General features: G+C 61.0%; 16 protein-coding genes. 7 read left to right on the plus strand and 9 right to left on the minus strand.

Annotation, left to right across the window (positions count from 1 at the left end):
* The first annotated feature begins 37 nt into the window (after positions 1-37).
* On the plus strand, positions 38-451 hold the full coding sequence (gene arfB, locus M2397_RS11110; protein ID WP_017139168.1) for an alternative ribosome rescue aminoacyl-tRNA hydrolase ArfB: 414 nt from the start codon (positions 38-40) through the stop codon (positions 449-451).
* Here the strand turns inward: arfB and M2397_RS11115 are convergent.
* From M2397_RS11115 to M2397_RS11125, 3 genes are all read right to left on the minus strand, one after another.
* A complete protein-coding gene (locus tag M2397_RS11115; RefSeq protein WP_131697869.1) occupies positions 448-1644 on the minus strand; it encodes an MFS transporter in 1197 nt (398 codons plus the stop codon). The genes arfB and M2397_RS11115 overlap by 4 nt on opposite strands.
* A 93-nt stretch (positions 1645-1737) precedes the next feature.
* Positions 1738-1923 carry a hypothetical protein gene (locus M2397_RS11120; protein ID WP_131697868.1) on the minus strand — a complete coding sequence of 62 codons (186 nt, stop codon included), beginning with the start codon at positions 1921-1923 and terminating at the stop codon, positions 1738-1740.
* A 366-nt stretch (positions 1924-2289) separates the two neighbouring features.
* On the minus strand, positions 2290-2601 hold the full coding sequence (locus M2397_RS11125) for a DUF962 domain-containing protein (protein WP_027605580.1): 312 nt from the start codon (positions 2599-2601) through the stop codon (positions 2290-2292).
* Between the two features lie 163 nt (positions 2602-2764).
* On the opposite strand from M2397_RS11125, the gene M2397_RS11130 reads away from it, so the two are divergent.
* On the plus strand, positions 2765-3823 hold the full coding sequence (locus M2397_RS11130; protein WP_131697867.1) for an AraC family transcriptional regulator: 1059 nt from the start codon (positions 2765-2767) through the stop codon (positions 3821-3823).
* Here the strand turns inward: M2397_RS11130 and M2397_RS11135 are convergent.
* The 6 genes from M2397_RS11135 to M2397_RS11160 form a co-directional block, all read right to left on the minus strand.
* Positions 3780-5234, minus strand: a complete 1455-nt coding sequence (locus M2397_RS11135) for a TrkH family potassium uptake protein (RefSeq protein WP_131697866.1) — start codon at positions 5232-5234, stop codon at positions 3780-3782. The two genes, M2397_RS11130 and M2397_RS11135, sit on opposite strands and share 44 nt — an antisense overlap.
* 234 nt (positions 5235-5468) lie before the next feature.
* Positions 5469-6812, minus strand: coding sequence for an imelysin family protein (locus M2397_RS11140; RefSeq protein ID WP_131697865.1), 1344 nt, complete (start codon positions 6810-6812; stop codon positions 5469-5471).
* A gap of 126 nt (positions 6813-6938) precedes the next feature.
* On the minus strand, positions 6939-8990 hold the full coding sequence (locus tag M2397_RS11145) for a bifunctional diguanylate cyclase/phosphodiesterase (RefSeq protein WP_167655098.1): 2052 nt from the start codon (positions 8988-8990) through the stop codon (positions 6939-6941).
* Positions 8991-9573: 583 nt separating this feature from the next.
* The gene (locus M2397_RS11150; protein WP_003212997.1) at positions 9574-10170 is read right to left on the minus strand and encodes a superoxide dismutase; all 597 of its coding nucleotides are present in this window, start codon (positions 10168-10170) and stop codon (positions 9574-9576) included.
* Positions 10171-10347: 177 nt separating this feature from the next.
* The gene (locus tag M2397_RS11155; protein WP_131697863.1) at positions 10348-10950 is read right to left on the minus strand and encodes a LysE/ArgO family amino acid transporter; all 603 of its coding nucleotides are present in this window, start codon (positions 10948-10950) and stop codon (positions 10348-10350) included.
* 4 nt (positions 10951-10954) lie between these two features.
* Positions 10955-11356, minus strand: coding sequence for an ACT domain-containing protein (locus tag M2397_RS11160; protein WP_027605586.1), 402 nt, complete (start codon positions 11354-11356; stop codon positions 10955-10957).
* 100 nt (positions 11357-11456) lie between these two features.
* Between M2397_RS11160 and M2397_RS11165 the strand changes: the two genes are divergently transcribed.
* The 5 genes from M2397_RS11165 (at position 11457) to M2397_RS11185 (ending at position 17177) form a co-directional block, all read left to right on the plus strand.
* Positions 11457-12350: a LysR family transcriptional regulator ArgP gene (locus M2397_RS11165; RefSeq protein ID WP_131697862.1), complete on the plus strand. Its 894-nt coding sequence runs from the start codon at positions 11457-11459 to the stop codon at positions 12348-12350.
* Between the two features lie 52 nt (positions 12351-12402).
* Positions 12403-13401, plus strand: a complete 999-nt coding sequence (locus tag M2397_RS11170) for an NAD(P)-dependent oxidoreductase (protein WP_145337879.1) — start codon at positions 12403-12405, stop codon at positions 13399-13401.
* A 127-nt stretch (positions 13402-13528) separates the two neighbouring features.
* Positions 13529-14374, plus strand: a complete 846-nt coding sequence (locus M2397_RS11175) for an ATPase (protein ID WP_131697860.1) — start codon at positions 13529-13531, stop codon at positions 14372-14374.
* 152 nt (positions 14375-14526) lie between these two features.
* Positions 14527-15786, plus strand: coding sequence for an AGE family epimerase/isomerase (locus tag M2397_RS11180; RefSeq protein ID WP_145337880.1), 1260 nt, complete (start codon positions 14527-14529; stop codon positions 15784-15786).
* Between the two features lie 104 nt (positions 15787-15890).
* A complete protein-coding gene (locus M2397_RS11185; protein ID WP_131697858.1) occupies positions 15891-17177 on the plus strand; it encodes an ABC transporter substrate-binding protein in 1287 nt (428 codons plus the stop codon).
* The last annotated feature ends 21 nt before the right edge of the window (positions 17178-17198 follow it).

Below are 17198 nucleotides of genomic sequence, written 5' to 3' on the forward strand. Positions count from 1 at the left end.
CCGGTCGGGCTTATCCGTTGCCTGAGGTTTTTGATTGATGCTGGTAATTTCCAATAACGTGCACCTGCCCGACGCCGAAATCGAGTTGACCGCCATCCGCGCCCAGGGCGCCGGCGGGCAGAACGTCAACAAGGTGTCGAGCGCGGTGCACCTGCGGTTTGATATTCCGGCGTCGTCGCTGCCGGCGTTCTACAAGGAGCGACTGCTTGCACTGCGTGACAGTCGTATCACCAGCGAAGGCGTGCTGGTGCTCAAGGCCCAGCAGTACCGGACCCAGGAACAGAACCGTGCTGATGCGCTGGAGCGGCTGGTGGAGCTGATCCTCAGTGCCACCAAGGTCGAGAAGAAACGCCGCCCGACCAAACCCACCCTGGGCTCGAAAAAACGTCGCCTGGAATCCAAGACCAAGCGCGGCAGCATCAAGGCCGGGCGCGGCAAAGTCGACTTTTAGGCGTCGCGCGCTGCACGGGCCAGGGGTGCTTGCCGGTACAGGTACACACTCAGCAGCAAACCGCCAAGGGCGGCGAGGGCGGCGAACAGGAAGATCGAGGCAAAGCCGAAGCCTGCCGCCACGGCCCCCGCCAGCGGCCCGGTAATCCCCAGTGACAGGTCGATAAACAACGAGTAAGCCCCCACCGCCGAACCTCGGCTGGACGCGGGCACCAGATTGACCGCCTCCACCCCCAGCGCCGGAAACACCAGGGAAAAGCCGAAGCCACTCAACGCCGCGCCGGCCAGGGCCAGGTTGGCGTCTGGCGCCAACCACAGCAACAGCAGGCCGAGGATCTCCACCGACAGGCACGCGATCGCCACGCGAAAGCCGCCGATGCGGTTGATCAAGTTGCCGAACAGCAGGCGCGCACCGATAAAGCTGGCACCGAACAGGCTCAATGCCCACACCGCGTTATCCCAATGCTGAGTGGTGTAATACAGGGTGATAAAGGTGGCGATGGTGCCAAAGCCGATGGAGCCCAGGGCCAGCGCGCAGCCGTGGGGCAACACCCGGCCCAGCACATTCATGAACGGCAGGCGCACGCCGGCGACGATGGGGGCGGCCACTTTGTTCCAGGCCAGCAACACGCCTACTACTGCCAGCAGGATAATGCTGACACCCATGCTCCACAGTCCGAAATTCTTCACCAGCAGCACGCCCAGCGGCGCACCGACCGCCAGCGCGCCGTAACTGGCGATGCCGTTCCACGAAATGACCTTGGCGGTATTGGCCGCGCCCACCCGGCCAATGCCCCAGCCGATGGCACCTGAGCCCACCAGGCTTTCTGCGCTGCCCAGTACCAATCGACCGATGAGCAGGCTGACCAGGCTGACGGCCGGCAAGCTTGAAAACCACGCCGCAAGCAACATGAACACGCCGCTCACGCCGCAGCCCACCAGGCCGATCAGCACCGCACGCTTGCTGCCCAGGTTATCGATGATTTTGCCGGCATACGGACGGCTCAACAGCGTGGCCAGGTACTGCACGCTGATCACCAGCCCGGCGATCACCGCGCCGTAGCCCAGTTCGCTGTGGACATAGCCCGGCAATACGGCCAGGGGAATGCCGATATTCAGGTAGCCGATAAAGGTGAACAACACGATGGAAACAACTTGCAGCGTTACCGCCAGGGGGCGCTGGGTATCGGGCATGGGAGAGGTCCACTGTCGCAGCAGGTAAAGATAGGCTGCTAATGATACCGGGGCTTAGGCGTGCGCAGGGCGGTAAAACGCAAAAACGTCAGATCAAAAAGACGTCAGGCTTGAAGGGGAGGCGAGTAATTGGGTGGTGACCAGGGCGGCCAGGGCGTTTTCCTGGGTGCCGAAGCGCTTGAGCAGCAAGGCTTGTTTGTCCGCGCTGAGGCGGTTCCACACTTCGACCATCTGCAGGGCGGTGTCGAGTACGGCGGTGTCCGGGAGGGTGTCTGTCATGGCGGGGACCTCGGGGTGATTCAGGCAGTGTGGAAAGCGTTCAAAGGTACGCTTTCCACACGGTCTGGTACGGCGTCAGTCCTGGCTCTTGCTGTCGACTGGTTTTGCTTCTATGGCCTCAGGCTGCTTCGCGCTGGCCTGCTGCGGTGTTGGCTGCTCAGTTTCGTGCAGGCTTGGGAAGGGGAGATTAGGTATCTCGTGCATCGTCGTCGCTCCTCGCAAAGTCTGTTTTTTCAATCGCAGGTGATTCCGCGCTCTCAAAAAGCCTTGGCAGGATACAGCACTGTAAATGACAAAAAGACTTTTATATCGCCGGGTGAACGAACCTTTTATCGTTTTTATGCAAGTGACAAGAGGTCACACCGTTCAGAACGGCACCTTGCCCAGGATCATGTCGCGGTACATCACAAAATCCCCCAGCAGGCTGTAGAACGGGTGCTGAAACGTCGCCGGACGGTTCTTTTCGAAGAAGAAGTGCCCGATCCAGGCGAAGCTGTAACCGGCAATCGGCACGGCCAACAACAGGCCCAGTGAACCTCTGCCGATGGCGTAGGCCAGGATGCCGATCACCAGGGTAGTGCCGATAAAGTGCAGGCGCCGGCAGGTGCTGTTGCCGTGCTCAGTCAGGTAATAAGGGTAAAACTCGGCAAAGCTATTGAATCGCTTGAGGTTTTCCACTGTGGCCGGCCCTTTGATTGTTGTGCTGCCCAACAGATGTTCGGCGGGGAGCTTATTTGAGTCTAGAGTGATCAGTGGTAACAGCCAGTGACAATAGATGCCACTTTAGTATCCTTGGCTTTCCTGGCTGACGTTTTGAGCCTGCTTTATTCAAGAAGACGCCATGAGCGAACGAACAACTTCTGCAAGCTGGGCGATGGGGATAGTCAAGGCATTGGAAATGGACGGCCTGGATTGCCGCGCCTTGTTCAAGCAGCTGGGCCTGGACTACGCCGCGCTGAGTGACCCCGATGCGCGGTTCCCGCAAGACTCCATGACCCGCCTGTGGCAGCGCGCGGTAGAGCTGTCGGGCAACCCGGCGATTGGCCTGAACATGGGCAAGGTGGTGCGCCCGGCGTCGTTTCATGTGGCCGGTTACGCCTTGATGTCCAGCAACACCCTGGCCGAAGGCTTTATGCGGCTGGTGCGTTACCAGCGGATCATCGCCGAAAGCGCCGACTTGAGTTTCCGACTATTGCCTGAAGGCTATGCGCTGATTCTGACGGTGCATGGCGATCATCTTCCGCCGACCCGACAAAGCGCCGAAGCCTCCCTGGCCTGTGCATTGGCGCTGTGCGGCTGGCTCACCGGCCGGACCCTGCAACCACGCAAAGTATTGCTGCAGGGCGATCAACCCGAGGACCTGGCCCCCTATAGACAAGCGTTCCATGCCCCGCTGGAGTTCGATGCGCCGTATGACGCGCTGATCTTTGAGCGCGCCGACATGGACGCGCCGCTGCCCACGGCCAACGAGGCCATGGCGCTGTTGCACGATCGATTTGCCGGTGAGTACCTGGCGCGTTTCTCGGAAAGTCGTGTGACCCACAAGGCCCGGCAGGTGCTGTGCCGGCTGTTGCCTCAGGGCGAACCCAAGCGCGAAGTGGTGGCCCAGACCCTGCACCTGTCCCAGCGCACCTTGCAGCGGCGCCTGCAGGAAGAGGGCACGAGTTTCCAGACCCTGCTCGACGACACCCGCCGCGAACTGGCCGAGCAGTACCTGGCGCAGCCGAGCATGACCTTGTTGGAGATTGCCTACCTGCTGGGCTTTGCCGACCCGAGCAACTTCTTTCGCGCGTTTCGCCGCTGGTTCGATGCCACACCCGGCGAATACCGGGCGCGACTGCAGGATGCGTCGACGGTCAGTGACGCCAGAACGCAGGAATGCACAGAACAAAGACTGTGATGATTTCCAGCCGGCCCAGCAGCATGCCCAGGGACAGGATCCACTTGGCCGCATCCGGCAGGCTGGCGAAGTTGCCGGCCGGGCCAATGGTTTCCCCCAGGCCCGGGCCGACACCGGACACGGTGCTGGCGGCGCCGGTGAGTGCGGTCATCCAGTCCAGGCCCAGCAGCGACAGCGCCAGGGCGATGGCGCAGATGGTGATGGCGAAGAAAAACGAAAAGGTCAGGATCGAACGCACAATCTCTTCGTCGAGGCGGTGCCCGTTGTACTTCTGCTTGATCACCGCGCGCGGGTGAATCAGCTGGTTCAAGTTGGCCTTGAGCAGGATATAGGCGACCTGGAAGCGGAAGATCTTGATCCCACCCGCCGTGGAGCCGGAACAGCCACCGATGAAGCCCAGGTAGAAGAACAGCATCAGTGAGAAATTGCCCCACAGGCTGTAGTCCCCCAGTGCAAAACCAGTGGTGGTCACTATCGACGTGACATTTAACGCCACATGGCGCAAGGCATCCAGCCAGTGCAGATTGGTGGTCCACCAGTACCAGGTGCCGAGCACCAGCCACGTCACGATCAACAAACCGAGTAAGCCCTGTACTTGCTGATCCTTGATCAATGCCTTGCGATTGCCCCGCAAGGTGGCCACGTAAAGGGTAAACGGCAGGCTGCCGAGGATCATCACCACCACCGCCACCCAGTGCACCGCCGGTTGTTTCCAGTGCGCCAGGGATTCGTCGGAGGTGGAGAAGCCGCCGGTGGAAATCGCCGACATTGCGTGGTTGATCGCATCGAACAGGCCCATGCCAGCCCACCAGAATGCCAGGCTGCCGAGGATGGTGATGCCGACGTAGGCCGCCACGATCAGTCGCGCCACCATGTGCGAGCGGGGCATGACCTTCTCCGAGCGGTCCGAGGATTCGGTCTGGAACAGGCGCATGCCACCGATGCGCAGCAGCGGCAGGATCGCCACCGCCATGCCGATAAAGCCGATGCCGCCGAGCCAGTGCAGCAGCGAGCGCCACATCAGAATGCCGGGTGACAGGGTGTCCAGGCCGCTCAGCACCGTGGAGCCGGTGGCGGTGATGCCGGACATGCTTTCGAAAAACGAGTCGGTGTAGCTGATGTGCTGGGTCAGCAAGAACGGCAGCGCGGCGAACACGCACACCACCACCCAACTGCTGACCGTGAGCAGGTACATGTCTCGCGGACGCAGGTGCACGTGTTCGGGCCGACCGGGAATCACCAGGGCGAGCCCGGCGACAAAGGTGATCAGGCTGGCCCAGAGGAACGACGGCAGGTCGCTGGTGCGTTCGAAAAACACCAGGGTGGCCATGGGCACGACCATGGCGATCGCGAGAGTGATCAGGAAGATGCCGATGATGAAACCGATGATGCGGAGGGTCGGCAACGCCATGAAGTGAGCTCGAAAGAGGGCAGAGACGCCATTCTACCTGGGGTGCAGGGCATGTAAACCGGGCCTTGAAAGCGACGCCAATCAAATGTGGGAGGGGGCTTGCTCCCGATGGCGGGGGGGCAGCAGATACTTTCTTCTCTGACAGGCCGCTATCGGGAGCAAGCCCCCTCCCACATGGGTTCCGGGGGGTAAAAAAAGGCGACCCGAAGGTCGCCTCATTCAACACGGCACTGATCAGAACTCGTGATCAGCGTTATCCGGGTTCAGGTCGCTGATGCCCAGCTTGCCAGCAGCGGCCTCGATCGAACCGGTCTGCTTGACCAGGGCGGCGATGGCGTCACGTACGATCTGGTTGCCCGCGTCGTTACCGGCCGCGATCAACTGGTCGTAGTGCTCACCCTTGTTGGCGTGATCAACCATGACCTGGATCTTCGCTTCGGTCGCCGCCAGGTCTGCTTTCAGCGCGGTATCGGCAGCCGGATCGGCCTTGGCCACCAGGGACGACAGGCTGGCGCCGGTCATTTTGGTGCCGTCGACGCGGGTGTACTCGCCCAGGTAGACGTTGCGGATGCCCTTGGCGTCGTAGAAGTGCGAGTAGTGGGTGTTGTCACTGAAGCAGTCCTGTTCGTCTTCCGGCGAGTTGGCTTCCAGGGAAACCTTCATGCGCTCACCGGCCAGCTCGCCCAGGGACAGGCTGCCCATGCCGAACAACATTTTGCGCAGGCCTTCGGTGGCAGGTTCTGCCTCCAGGGTGGCGCGGTAGTTGTCTTCGACGTTGGGTTTCCAGTTGCCGACCATTTCCTGCAGGTCGCTGACCAGCAGTTGGGTCACGGCGGTCAGGTAGGCGCGGCGGCGCTCGTTGTGGCCGCCGGTTGCGCCGTCGCCGGTCAGGTAGTCCGACGCAGGGCGGTTGCCGGCGCCTGGGCCGGTGCCGTTCAGGTCCTGGCCCCAGAGCAGGAATTCGATGGCGTGGTAGCCGGTGGCGACGTTGGCTTCGGAACCGCCCAGCTCATTGAGGCTGGCGAGTTTTTCCGGGGTGATGTCCTTCACGTCGACCTTGTCTTCGCCGACCTGAACTTCGGTGTTGGCGATGATGTTGGCGTTAGCGCCAGGGTTACCCAGGGCGTGCTCGTAGGATTTGTCGACGTAGTCGATCAGGCCTTCGTCCAGGGGCCAGGCGTTAACCTGACCTTCCCAGTCATCGATGATGGTGTTGCCGAAGCGGAACACTTCGCTCTGCAGGTATGGAACGCGAGCGGCAACCCAGGCGGCGCGGGCGGCTTTCAGGGTTTCGTCGTTGGGCTTGGCGAGGAAGGCATCGATCGCGGTTTGCAGGGTTTTTGCGGTGGATTCAGCATCGCTGTACACCGCGAAGACCATGTCGGCGTAATGCGCAACCACGGCCTTGGCGGCCGCTTCGTCGACCTGGCCGGCAGGGGTGGCAGCCGCTGGAGCGGTAGTGCTGGCAGCCGGGGTCGGCGCCTGGTTGGCTGCGGGCTTGTCTTTACCTTCGCCGCAACCGGCGAGAGAAATGGCAATGGCCAGCAGACTGGCGGTGGCCAGGGGCATACGAATCATGGCGAACATCCTGCTTCGGTTGTTGATGGGCGCGCGGGGGTCGCGCAAAACTGCGACATAATGCGAAAGATTTGCATTTTGTGTAAAGGGTTATACGCAGGAAATATTCAGTATCGTTTTACCAGATCAGAGAATGGCCGCGCTATTGCGCTCGGCCTGCTTCAAAAAAGCCGCCAACTCCCGGGCCGGCAGGGGTTTGCTGTAGTAGTAGCCCTGACCTTCATGGCAGCCTTCGGAGATGATGTAAGCCTCCTGCTCCGCGGTCTCCACGCCTTCGGCGATGACCTGCATGCCCAGGCTTTTGCCCAGTTGGATAATCGCGCGAACGATGGTGGCGTCGTCATCGTCGTCCAGCAGGTCCTGGACGAAGCTTTTGTCGATCTTGATCTTGTCCAGCGGCAGGCTTTTCAAATAGCTCAAGGAGGAATAGCCGGTGCCGAAGTCATCAATGGCGATCAATGCCCCGGAGCGGCGCAGGCTCAACAGGTGCTGGGCGGCGGTGCTGATGTCTTCCATCAGGCCGGTCTCGGTGACTTCCAGTTCCAGGCTGCGCGGCGGCAGGCGGTAGATCTGCATCAGGTTGTTGACCACCCGTGGCAACTCGGTGTGGTGCAGTTGCACGGTGGACAGATTGACTGCCATGCGCAGTTCGGTGAAACCCAGGTCATGCCATTCGCGCAATTGTCGACAGGCCTGGTCCAGCACCCATTCGCCAATCGGAATAATGGTGCCGTTCTGTTCAGCCAGCGGGATGAACAGGTCCGGCGGCACCAGGCCGTGTTCCGGGTGCTGCCAGCGGATCAGAGCTTCCACGCCTACCACACGCTGGTCGCGATAGCTGATCTGCGGCTGGTAGACCAGGTGAAACTGGTCGCGACCCAGGGCATCGCGCAGGTCTTTTTCCAGTTCGCGGCGGCGGCGCATTTCGCTGTCGACACTGGCGATATAGAACTGATAGCGGTTGCGTGAGCGGCTCTTGGCCAGGGTCATGGTCTGTTCGGCTTTTTGCAGCAGCTTCTCGGTGCTGTCGCCATCTTCGGGAAACAAGGTGATGCCGATGGTGGCGCGCAGGCGAATTTCCTCGTGGTCGAGGGCGAACTCCGCCTCCAGGTCGTCGAGGATGCTTTGCGCCAGTTCGGCCGCTTCGTAGGGCTGGTCGATATCGGCCTGTACCAGCGCGAACTGGTCGCCCCCCAGGCGGGCGAGGGCGCCGAGGCGACCGCTGTGGGCGCGCAAGCGATCGGCCAGGGCCAGCAGCAATTTGTCGCCGGCCTGGTAGGTGAACTGCTCGTTGACGCTCTTGAAGTCATCCAGCCCCACGCATAACACGGCGACGCGGCGCTGGCGGCGGCCGGCGTCGATGAGGATCTTGTCCAGTTGCTCCTGCAGTTTCTGGCGGTTCGGCAGGCCGGTGAGAAAATCGTACTGGGCCATGCGCAGCAGGCTGGATTCCGCCTCATGGCGCAGGTGGGTGTTACGCTCGATGGATTCGAGCAACTGGTTGGCGGTGTTGATCCACAACCCCAACTCGTTGCGCTCGTGCCCCTTGAGTTGCGGGATCTTGTGCTGGCTGGGACGGTCCGGGTTGATCGATGTCAGGTGCTCGATAATCCGCGACAGCGGTTTGGTCAGCAGCCAGTGGTAAACCAGGTACAACACCAGGCCCATGGCCAAGGCGCGTAACACGCCGGAAATGAAGATGATCACCGAACTGACGAGAAAGCCCTGGCCGTAAGTGGCGGTGTCGAGGGTAATGCTCAGGTCGCCGTAATACTCGCTGTAGGGGCCTTTGCCGACCAATGAAGTGGTGAAGGTGCGTTCCTGGCCAAGAATCAGGTCGGTGAGCCAACGGCTGGGGGAGTGCTGCAAGGCGCGGCTTTTTTCCGCCAGCATGGTTTCGTTGGGATGGCCGATGGAGGCCATGCGCACCGCCTCGTCCTGGAACAGCCCTTCGATCACCTGCATGCCCATCTCGCGGTCCAGGCTATAGACGGCCTGGGTCGAGGGGTCGCGAAACATGTCGAGGATGCGCTGGGCATCACCGGCCACGGCCTGGCGCGTCTTGTAGGCATCGAAAACGATCTGCGCCACGCTCAGCGTCACGCCCACGATCAACGCCGACAGCAGCACAACCCGTAGCAACTTCACCGACAAGCTGTTCTTGAGTTCCAGCTTCAAAGGGGCATTCCTTGTCTCATGCGGGTGGCCTTCAATATGCCATGAGTATTGGCAATCCCGTGATTGCAGTCAAAGGGACATTGCGGCTTACGGTACTTTGTGGCGCTGGGTGAGCCTGAGGCGGGTAGTGTTGGCGGGCGCGGGGTGAAATGGAGAGGTGGTTCAATCAGGCGAGCGATGGACGGGGAGAGGCTGCGCTTTTCGCTTCCCTGGAAGCCCTGAGAAGCGAACGCTGCGGCTTTTACCCGGCTGGTACCTGGTTTGGATTATCTTTCTGCGCGTCTGTCATGGATTTAGCCAGCGACGAGCCTGTGTTGATTGCCATTCCTAAGGTTTTAATCCCGAGGTCTATCGCCATCGGGGCGACGGTTGAGATTATTGGGACCGCCACTGCTGCTGCGCCTGCGCCTGCGATTGCCATAATTACACTCTCCTACATCAATTAAGAGGGACATTCCTCCTGCCGCCTGGGTGGTCATTTCTTGTCGTTGAGTTCCGTGGGTCTTTGCCTGCCCTTGTGGTTGCATCGCGCCCATAAAAAAGCCCGGCACATTCGCCGGGCTCTTTTTACTGCAAGGGTTGCTTAGGCAGTGAAGGTCTTGCCTTCGAACTGCTCAGCCACGAACTTCCAGTTGACCAGGTTCCAGAACGCTTCCACATACTTTGGACGCACGTTGCGGTAGTCGATGTAGTAGGCGTGTTCCCACACGTCGCAGGTCAGCAGCGGGGTGTCGCCGCTGGTCAGCGGGTTGCCGGCGCCGATGGTGCTGGCCAGGGCCAGGGAACCGTCAGCCTTTTTCACCAGCCAGCCCCAGCCGGAACCGAAGGTGCCGACGGACGTCTTGGTGAATTCTTCCTTGAACTTGTCGAACGAACCGAACGCAGCGTTGATGGCTTCAGCCAGCGCGCCGGTAGGTTGGCCGCCGGCGTTTGGTGCCAGGCAGTTCCAGTAGAAGGTGTGGTTCCAGACCTGAGCGGCGTTGTTGAAGATGCCGCCCGAAGAAGACTTGACGATCTCTTCCAGGGTCTTGCCTTCGAACTCGGTGCCTGGCACCAGGTTGTTCAGGTTCACGACATAGGTGTTGTGGTGCTTGTCGTGGTGGTATTCCAAGGTTTCCTTGGAGATGTGCGGCTGCAGGGCATCGTGTGCGTAGGGCAGCGGCGGCAATTCGAAAGCCATGATGATTCTCCTAATCAGGTCAGTTGCGGTGAGCGCAAGGCCGATCACGGGCGGCCAAACAAGCGCCGGGGAGTTTGTACTCTTTGCGGCGCAGGGTCCGGATCATAGCACCGGGGGTGCGGCAAAACCACGCAACAACTGTGTGGGATAGAGGTTCCAGAGCCTTTTGGAATAAGTTCACTGTGCGCTTATTAATTGGTAGGCCACGCTGAACATCATCCCCGCCACCAGCAAGTCCAGCAGGCGCCATGTCGCCGGGCGTGCCAGCCACGGCGCCAGCCAGGCCGCGCCGAGCGCCAGGGTGGCGAACCACAGCAACGATGCACTCGCGGCCCCGGCCACGTAGGCGCCGGGTTCGGTCTGTTGTGCGCCCAGTGAGCCGATCAGCAGCACCGTGTCCAGGTACACATGAGGATTGAGCAACGTGACCGCCAAGGCACTGAGCAACACGGCACGCAATGAACGGACCTTGAGGTTGCCCCCTTGCGCCAGGCCCTGTGTCGAAAACGCCCGGCGCAGCGCCAGGGTGCCGTACCACAGCAGGAATGCAGCGCCGCCCCAGCGGGCAATCGCCAATAAGAGCGGGCTTTGTGCCAGCACCGTCGCCAGGCCGAATACCCCGGCGGCCACGAGCAAGGCGTCGCACACCACGCACAATGCTGCCACTGGCAGGTGATGTTCACGGCGCAGGCTTTGCGCCAATACAAATGCGTTTTGCGTGCCGATGGCCATGATCAGCCCCAGGGCCACCAATAATCCGTTCAGATAGCTTTGCCACATACCATTACTCCGAAGTCGCTGCCAGTTGGCGCAATACGTCCATGGCTCGCTCGGCATCCGCGCGGCCGACGAACAGGTGGTCGTGGTAGTAACCGGCGATTACGTTGCAACTGATCCCGGCCTTGCCGAGCGCACTGGCAAAGGCGGCCGTCAGGCCCACGGCTTGCAGCGCTGAATGCACATTCAGGGTGATCCACGCGGCGATGTAGTCGAACGCCAGGCCGGCCTGTTCCGCCTGCCGTCGTTCCAGGATCAGGGTCAACCCTTCCTGCTCGCGAAAGCTGCCGATGGCCTCGCAACCGGCCGGGATGCGATGGTCAGGCAGGGTGCAGAACACGTAGTCACCGTCATTGAGCTGCGGGCTCATGCTGCGCAGTAGGGTTGCCAGGGCGGTTTCGCCAGCCATGATGAAGAGTCCTTATAAAGAGAGAAGCGATGCTGGCTATTCTCATGGCGCAGGCTGTATAAGAAAAACCAATATTACTGATCGCTCATTAGAGAAACTGATGTTCGACTATAAATTGCTTTCCGCCCTGGCGGCGGTGGTGGAACAGGCCGGCTTCGAGCGCGGTGCCCAGGTATTAGGGCTGTCGCAATCGGCGATTTCCCAGCGCATCAAGTTATTGGAAGCACGCATCGGCCAGCCGGTGCTGGTGCGGGTTACGCCGCCGGCGCCCACCGATATTGGTCGACGTTTGCTTAACCATGTGCAGCAGGTGCGGCTGCTGGAGCGCGACCTGCAAAGCCAGGTGCCGGCGCTGGACGAAGAAGGCATGCCTGAGCGCCTGCGCATCGCCCTGAATGCCGACAGCCTGGCCACCTGGTGGGCCGAGGCGGTCAGTGACTTTTGTGCCGAGCAGCATTTGCTGCTGGATCTGGTCGTAGAAGACCAGACGGTGGGGCTCAAGCGCATGCGTGCCGGCGAGGTGGCGGCCTGCATTTGCGCCAGTGAACGCCCGGTGGCCGGTGCCCGCAGCCTGTTGCTCGGCGCCATGCGATATCGGGCACTGGCCAGTCCGGCGTTTGTTGCACGGCATTTCCCGGAGGGCGTCCGCGCCGACCAACTGGCCCGCACACCGGCGCTGGTGTTTGGCCCTGATGATTTCCTGCAGCACCGCTACCTGGCGTCTCTGGGCGTGGACGGTGGTTTCGAACACCATTTATGCCCATCGTCCGAAGGCTTTATACGCCTGGCGGAAGCGGGGCTCGGCTGGGGGCTGGTGCCTGAGTTACAGGTGCGCGACCAGCTGGAAAAGGGCGTACTGATCGAGTTATTGCCAGATAAGCCCATTGATGTGCCTTTGTACTGGCATCATTGGCGCAGCGGCGGGCAGCTGTTGGGTTTGTTGACCGACCATCTGGCCCAAGCCTGTGGACAATGGTTGGTGCCGTTGGACTGATGACGGTCGTCAAGGCAACAGCGATGAAAAATGAAAGGACACGGGGTAATACATGAAGATTCTGGTCACCGGCGCAAGCGGCTTCATCGGCGGGCGCTTTGCGCGTTTCGCCCTGGAGCAGGGCCTGGACGTGCGGGTCAACGGGCGGCGCGCCGAGGGTGTGGAGCACCTGGTTCGGCGTGGTGCCGAGTTTATCCAGGGTGACTTGAGTGACGCCGACCTGGTGCGCGATCTGTGCCGCGATGTCGAAGCCGTGGTGCATTGTGCAGGCGCCGTGGGCTTGTGGGGGAGGTATCAGGACTTCCATCAAGGCAATGTGCTGGTGACTGAAAACGTCGTGGAAGCCTGCCTCAAGCAGCGCGTGGGCCGTCTGGTGCACCTGTCGTCGCCGTCGATCTACTTCGACGGGCGCGATCATCTCGGGTTGACCGAAGAGCAAGTCCCCAAGCGCTTCAAGCACCCTTATGCCGCCACGAAGTACCTGGCCGAGCAGAAAGTGTTCGGCGCCCAGGAGTTCGGTCTCGAGGTGCTGGCCCTGCGTCCGCGTTTCGTTACCGGTGCCGGTGACATGAGTATTTTCCCGCGCCTGTTGAAAATGCAGCGCAAGAACCGCCTGGCCATCGTCGGCGACGGTCTCAACAAAGTCGACTTCACCAGTGTGCACAACCTCAACGAAGCGCTGCTCAGCAGTTTGCTGGCCACCGGTTCGGCGCTGGGCAAGGCCTACAACATTAGCAATGGCACGCCGGTGCCGGTGTGGGATGTGGTGAATTACGTGATGCGCCAAATGGAGTTGCCCCAGGTGACCCGTTATCGCTCCTACGGCTTGTCCTACAGCGTCGCGGCGCTTAACGAAGCCTTTTGCGCGATGTGGCCCGGTCGTCCGGAGCCGGCGTTATCGCGCCTGGGCATGCAGGTAATGAACAAAGATTTCACCCTCGACATCAGCCGGGCCAGGCATTATCTGGATTACGAGCCCAAGGTCAGCCTGTGGACCGCTCTCGACGAGTTCTGCGGTTGGTGGAAGGCCCAGGATCCCGGGTTCAAATAAGGTCACAACAGGCAACACATCGGGAACCGAATTCCAGGTTCCGGGTCGATCAACGCGATGGGGTTGGGGTTTATACTCCCGTCGCTCGGCTTTCCAGCCAGCTAACTCACCGATTCAGGGTTGATTCATGCGCAACGATGCTAAAGACGATTTCGACAACATTCCCAGCCTGCGGGCCGATCTTGGGGATGACGATGATTTCGAACCTTCCCCGGCCACCTCGGTGCGTTCGCGTAACACGCCCGTGGTCAAGGTCAAGGGGGCCAGCACCGGCCCGCTGTGGGCACTGATCGGTGCGCTGCTGATCGCCTTCGCCGGCCTGGCCTGGTGGAGTTTCCAGCAGATATCTCTGATGGGCCAGCAGTTGGTTGCCACCCAGGAGAGCTTTGCGCGCATCAGCGAAGAAGCGGCAGGGCGTCTGCAGGACATTTCCGGCAAGGTCGTAGCCAGTGAAGCCAACGTGAACAACGGCAGCGAAGCATTGAAACTGCAGATCAAACAGCTGGAAAACCAGTTGCTGGAGCAGGGCAAGCAGCAGCTCGGCGTTGCCGGCCAGGCCACCGAGCTGGACACGCGCCTGGCGCAAATGACTGCCAGCACCACTGAGTTGTCGAGCGCCAATGCCAAGCTGCAAGGCCAGGTGCAGGCCTTGACCGATGCTGTGGCCACCCTGAAGGCAGCGCAGGGCGATGCCGGCAAGCGCGATACCGAGATAAAGGAATTGGTCGCTGATGTGGCTGCCTTGAAAAAACAAGGTAACCCAAGCGCAGCCATCGCCCGTCTTGAGCAGGACCTGGTGGTACTCAAAAGTGCGCAGGACAGCCAACCGGCTAACAGCGATGCGCCGACCAATAAAGAGTTCGACGTGTTCCGCATCCAGACCACGCGCAATATCACCACCTTGCAGAGCCAGGTGCAGAACCTGAATCAGCGCCTCAACGCGTCAGCGGCTGTCACGCCGCTCGGCCAGTAATATTCGGGCCTGTGGCAAGCCCGCTCGCCACAGGCCGCCTAAGCGGCTTGAATGTCACCGTCTGGTGACATTTCCCATCCCCTTCGTTACTTGCCCCCACCTCGCCCTTGTTTAGACTCCGGTCATCCCACAAAAAATAATAAGGGCCACCCATGACCACGCAACCACTGCCTGCCAGCAGTTGGCTGAATGCACCTGCCCATCACGCTTGGCTCGCCGCCGAAGGCCAGCGCCTGCTGGCATTCGCCAAGGCCTCCCGTCTGCCTGAGGGTTTTGGCAACCTCGACGACAAAGGCCAGTTGCCGGCCGATGCCCATGCCGAAACCATGAATACCGCGCGCATGACCCACAGCTTCGCCATGGCCCATGCCATGGGTTTGCCGGGTTATGCCGAGCTGGTGGCGCACGGTATTGCGGCCCTGGGCGGACCTTTGCGTGATAGCGAACACGGTGGCTGGTTCGCCACGCCCCAGGCCCTGGACGGCAATACCGGCAAAGCTGCCTACCTGCATGCCTTTGTCGCCCTGGCCGCCAGCTCGGCCACGGTGGCGGGCGCGCCCGGTGCGCAAAACCTGCTGAGCGACGCCATCTCTATCATCGACCAGTTCTTCTGGAGTGAGGAGGAGGGCGTGATGCTCGAGTCCTTCGCCCGGGACTGGAGCGGCGTCGAAGCCTATCGCGGCGCCAACAGCAACATGCACGCCACGGAAGCCTTCCTGGCCCTGGCCGATGTCACCGCTGACACGCGTTGGCTGGACCGCGCCCTGCGTATCGTCGAGCGAGTGATTCATACCCACGCCGCTGCCAATCAGTTCATGGTGATCGAGCATTTCGACGCTCAGTGGAAACCCCTGCTCGATTACAACGAAGACAACCCCGCCGATGGCTTCCGCCCCTACGGCATCACCCCCGGCCACGGTTTTGAGTGGGCGCGGCTGGTGCTGCACCTGGAAGCCGCGCGCCTGCAGGCCGGGCTGGCCACGCCGGACTGGCTGCTGAGCGCCGCCAAGGGCCTGTTCGCCAGCGCCTGCGAATATGCCTGGGCCGTGGATGGCGCCCCCGGCATCGTCTACACCCTGGACTGGAACCACCGCCCGGTCGTGCGCGAGCGTCTGCACTGGACCCACGCTGAAGCCAGCGCCGCTGCCCAGGCCTTGCTCAAACGCACGGGTGAGCTGCATTACGAAACCTGGTACCGGCGCTTCTGGGAGTTTTGCGACACCCATTTCATCGACCGTATCCACGGCAGCTGGCACCACGAACTCAACCCCCACAACCAGCCCAGCAGCACCATCTGGGGTGGCAAACCGGACCTGTACCATGCCTGGCAAGCGGTCGTGCTGCCTGCACTGCCCCTGGCACCGAGCATGGCCAGCGCTTTAGGCGCTGGGTGTTATGTCACCAGTTGGTGACATTTGTGCATCCCTTTGTTACCTGCGCTCGAAAAAACCATGTTTAAACTCCGTGCAGCGCAAGCTCTAGACTTGCATGCATAACAACAAGAAAAGGTATTCAGATGAACGCGATTAATCGCCTCGCCGTAGCTATTTCCGTTGCCTCGTTGTTTCCCCTCAGTGCCTTTGCCGCCGACTCCAAAGGGACGGTTGAAGTTGTGCATTGGTGGACCTCGGGTGGCGAAAAAGCGGCTGTAGATGTCCTGAAGGCCCAAGTAGAGAAAGACGGCTTCACCTGGAAAGACGGTGCCGTCGCAGGTGGCGGTGGCGCCACTGCCATGACCGTGCTGAAAAGCCGCGCGGTCGCCGGCAACCCACCAGGCGTTGCCCAGATCAAAGGCCCCGACATCCAGGAATGGGCGTCCACCGGCCTGCTCGACACCGACGTCCTGAAGTCCGTCGCCAAAGACGAAAAATGGGATTCCCTGCTCGACAAAAAAGTCTCCGACACCGTGAAGTACGACGGTGACTACGTTGCCGTACCGGTCAACATCCACCGCGTGAACTGGCTGTGGATCAACCCGGAAGTCTTCAAGAAAGCCGGTATCACCAAGAACCCGACCACCCTCGAAGAATTCTACGCAGCCGGCGACAAGCTCAAGGCCGCGGGCTTCATTCCGCTCGCCCACGGTGGCCAGCCTTGGCAGGACAGCACCGTGTTCGAAGCGGTGGTCCTGTCGGTAATGGGCGCCGATGGCTACAAGAAAGCCCTGGTCGACCTGGATAACGCTGCGCTGACCGGCCCGGAAATGGTCAAGTCCCTGACCGAGCTGAAGAAAGTCGCGACCTATATGGACGTCGACGGCAAAGGCCAGGACTGGAACCTCGAAGCGGGCAAGGTCATCAACGGCAAGGCCGGCATGCAGATCATGGGTGACTGGGCCAAGTCCGAATGGACCGCCGCCAAGAAAGTCGCCGGCAAAGACTATGAGTGCGTAGCCTTCCCAGGCACCGACAAAGCCTTCACCTACAACATCGACTCCCTGGCGGTGTTCAAGCAGAAAGACAAAGGCACTGCCGCTGGCCAGCAGGACATCGCCAAAGTCGTGCTGGGTGAAAACTTCCAGAAGGTGTTCAGCATCAACAAGGGGTCGATCCCGGTTCGTACCGACATGCTCAATGAAATGGACAAGCTCGGCTTCGACTCCTGCGCCCAGACCGCTGCCAAGGACTTCCTGGCAGACGCCAAGTCCGGCGGCCTGCAGCCAAGCATGGCGCACAACATGGCCACCACCCTGGCTGTGCAAGGTGCGTTCTTTGATGTCGTGACCAATTTCATAAACGACCCGAAAGCCGACCCGGCCGACACCGCCAAGAAACTCGGCGCTGCGATCAAGTCAGCCAAGTAACAGCTGACCTTGTGAGGGGGA

Source organism: Pseudomonas sp. BIGb0381 (genome assembly GCF_024809815.1).
Lineage (GTDB): Bacteria > Pseudomonadota > Gammaproteobacteria > Pseudomonadales > Pseudomonadaceae > Aquipseudomonas.

Bases quoted from the DNA above. Each gene is read 5' to 3' on its own strand.
- arfB (WP_017139168.1), top strand. From the start codon at position 38: ATGCTGGTAATTTCCAATAACGTGCACCTGCCCGACGCCGAAATCGAG.
- M2397_RS11115 (WP_131697869.1), bottom strand. From the start codon at position 1,644: ATGCCCGATACCCAGCGCCCCCTGGCGGTAACGCTGCAAGTTGTTTCC.
- M2397_RS11120 (WP_131697868.1), bottom strand. From the start codon at position 1,923: ATGACAGACACCCTCCCGGACACCGCCGTACTCGACACCGCCCTGCAG.
- M2397_RS11130 (WP_131697867.1), top strand. From the start codon at position 2,765: ATGAGCGAACGAACAACTTCTGCAAGCTGGGCGATGGGGATAGTCAAG.
- M2397_RS11135 (WP_131697866.1), bottom strand. From the start codon at position 5,234: ATGGCGTTGCCGACCCTCCGCATCATCGGTTTCATCATCGGCATCTTC.
- M2397_RS11140 (WP_131697865.1), bottom strand. From the start codon at position 6,812: ATGATTCGTATGCCCCTGGCCACCGCCAGTCTGCTGGCCATTGCCATT.
- M2397_RS11150 (WP_003212997.1), bottom strand. From the start codon at position 10,170: ATGGCTTTCGAATTGCCGCCGCTGCCCTACGCACACGATGCCCTGCAG.
- M2397_RS11155 (WP_131697863.1), bottom strand. From the start codon at position 10,950: ATGTGGCAAAGCTATCTGAACGGATTATTGGTGGCCCTGGGGCTGATC.
- M2397_RS11160 (WP_027605586.1), bottom strand. From the start codon at position 11,356: ATGGCTGGCGAAACCGCCCTGGCAACCCTACTGCGCAGCATGAGCCCG.
- M2397_RS11165 (WP_131697862.1), top strand. From the start codon at position 11,457: ATGTTCGACTATAAATTGCTTTCCGCCCTGGCGGCGGTGGTGGAACAG.
- M2397_RS11170 (WP_145337879.1), top strand. From the start codon at position 12,403: ATGAAGATTCTGGTCACCGGCGCAAGCGGCTTCATCGGCGGGCGCTTT.
- M2397_RS11175 (WP_131697860.1), top strand. From the start codon at position 13,529: ATGCGCAACGATGCTAAAGACGATTTCGACAACATTCCCAGCCTGCGG.
- M2397_RS11180 (WP_145337880.1), top strand. From the start codon at position 14,527: ATGACCACGCAACCACTGCCTGCCAGCAGTTGGCTGAATGCACCTGCC.
- M2397_RS11185 (WP_131697858.1), top strand. From the start codon at position 15,891: ATGAACGCGATTAATCGCCTCGCCGTAGCTATTTCCGTTGCCTCGTTG.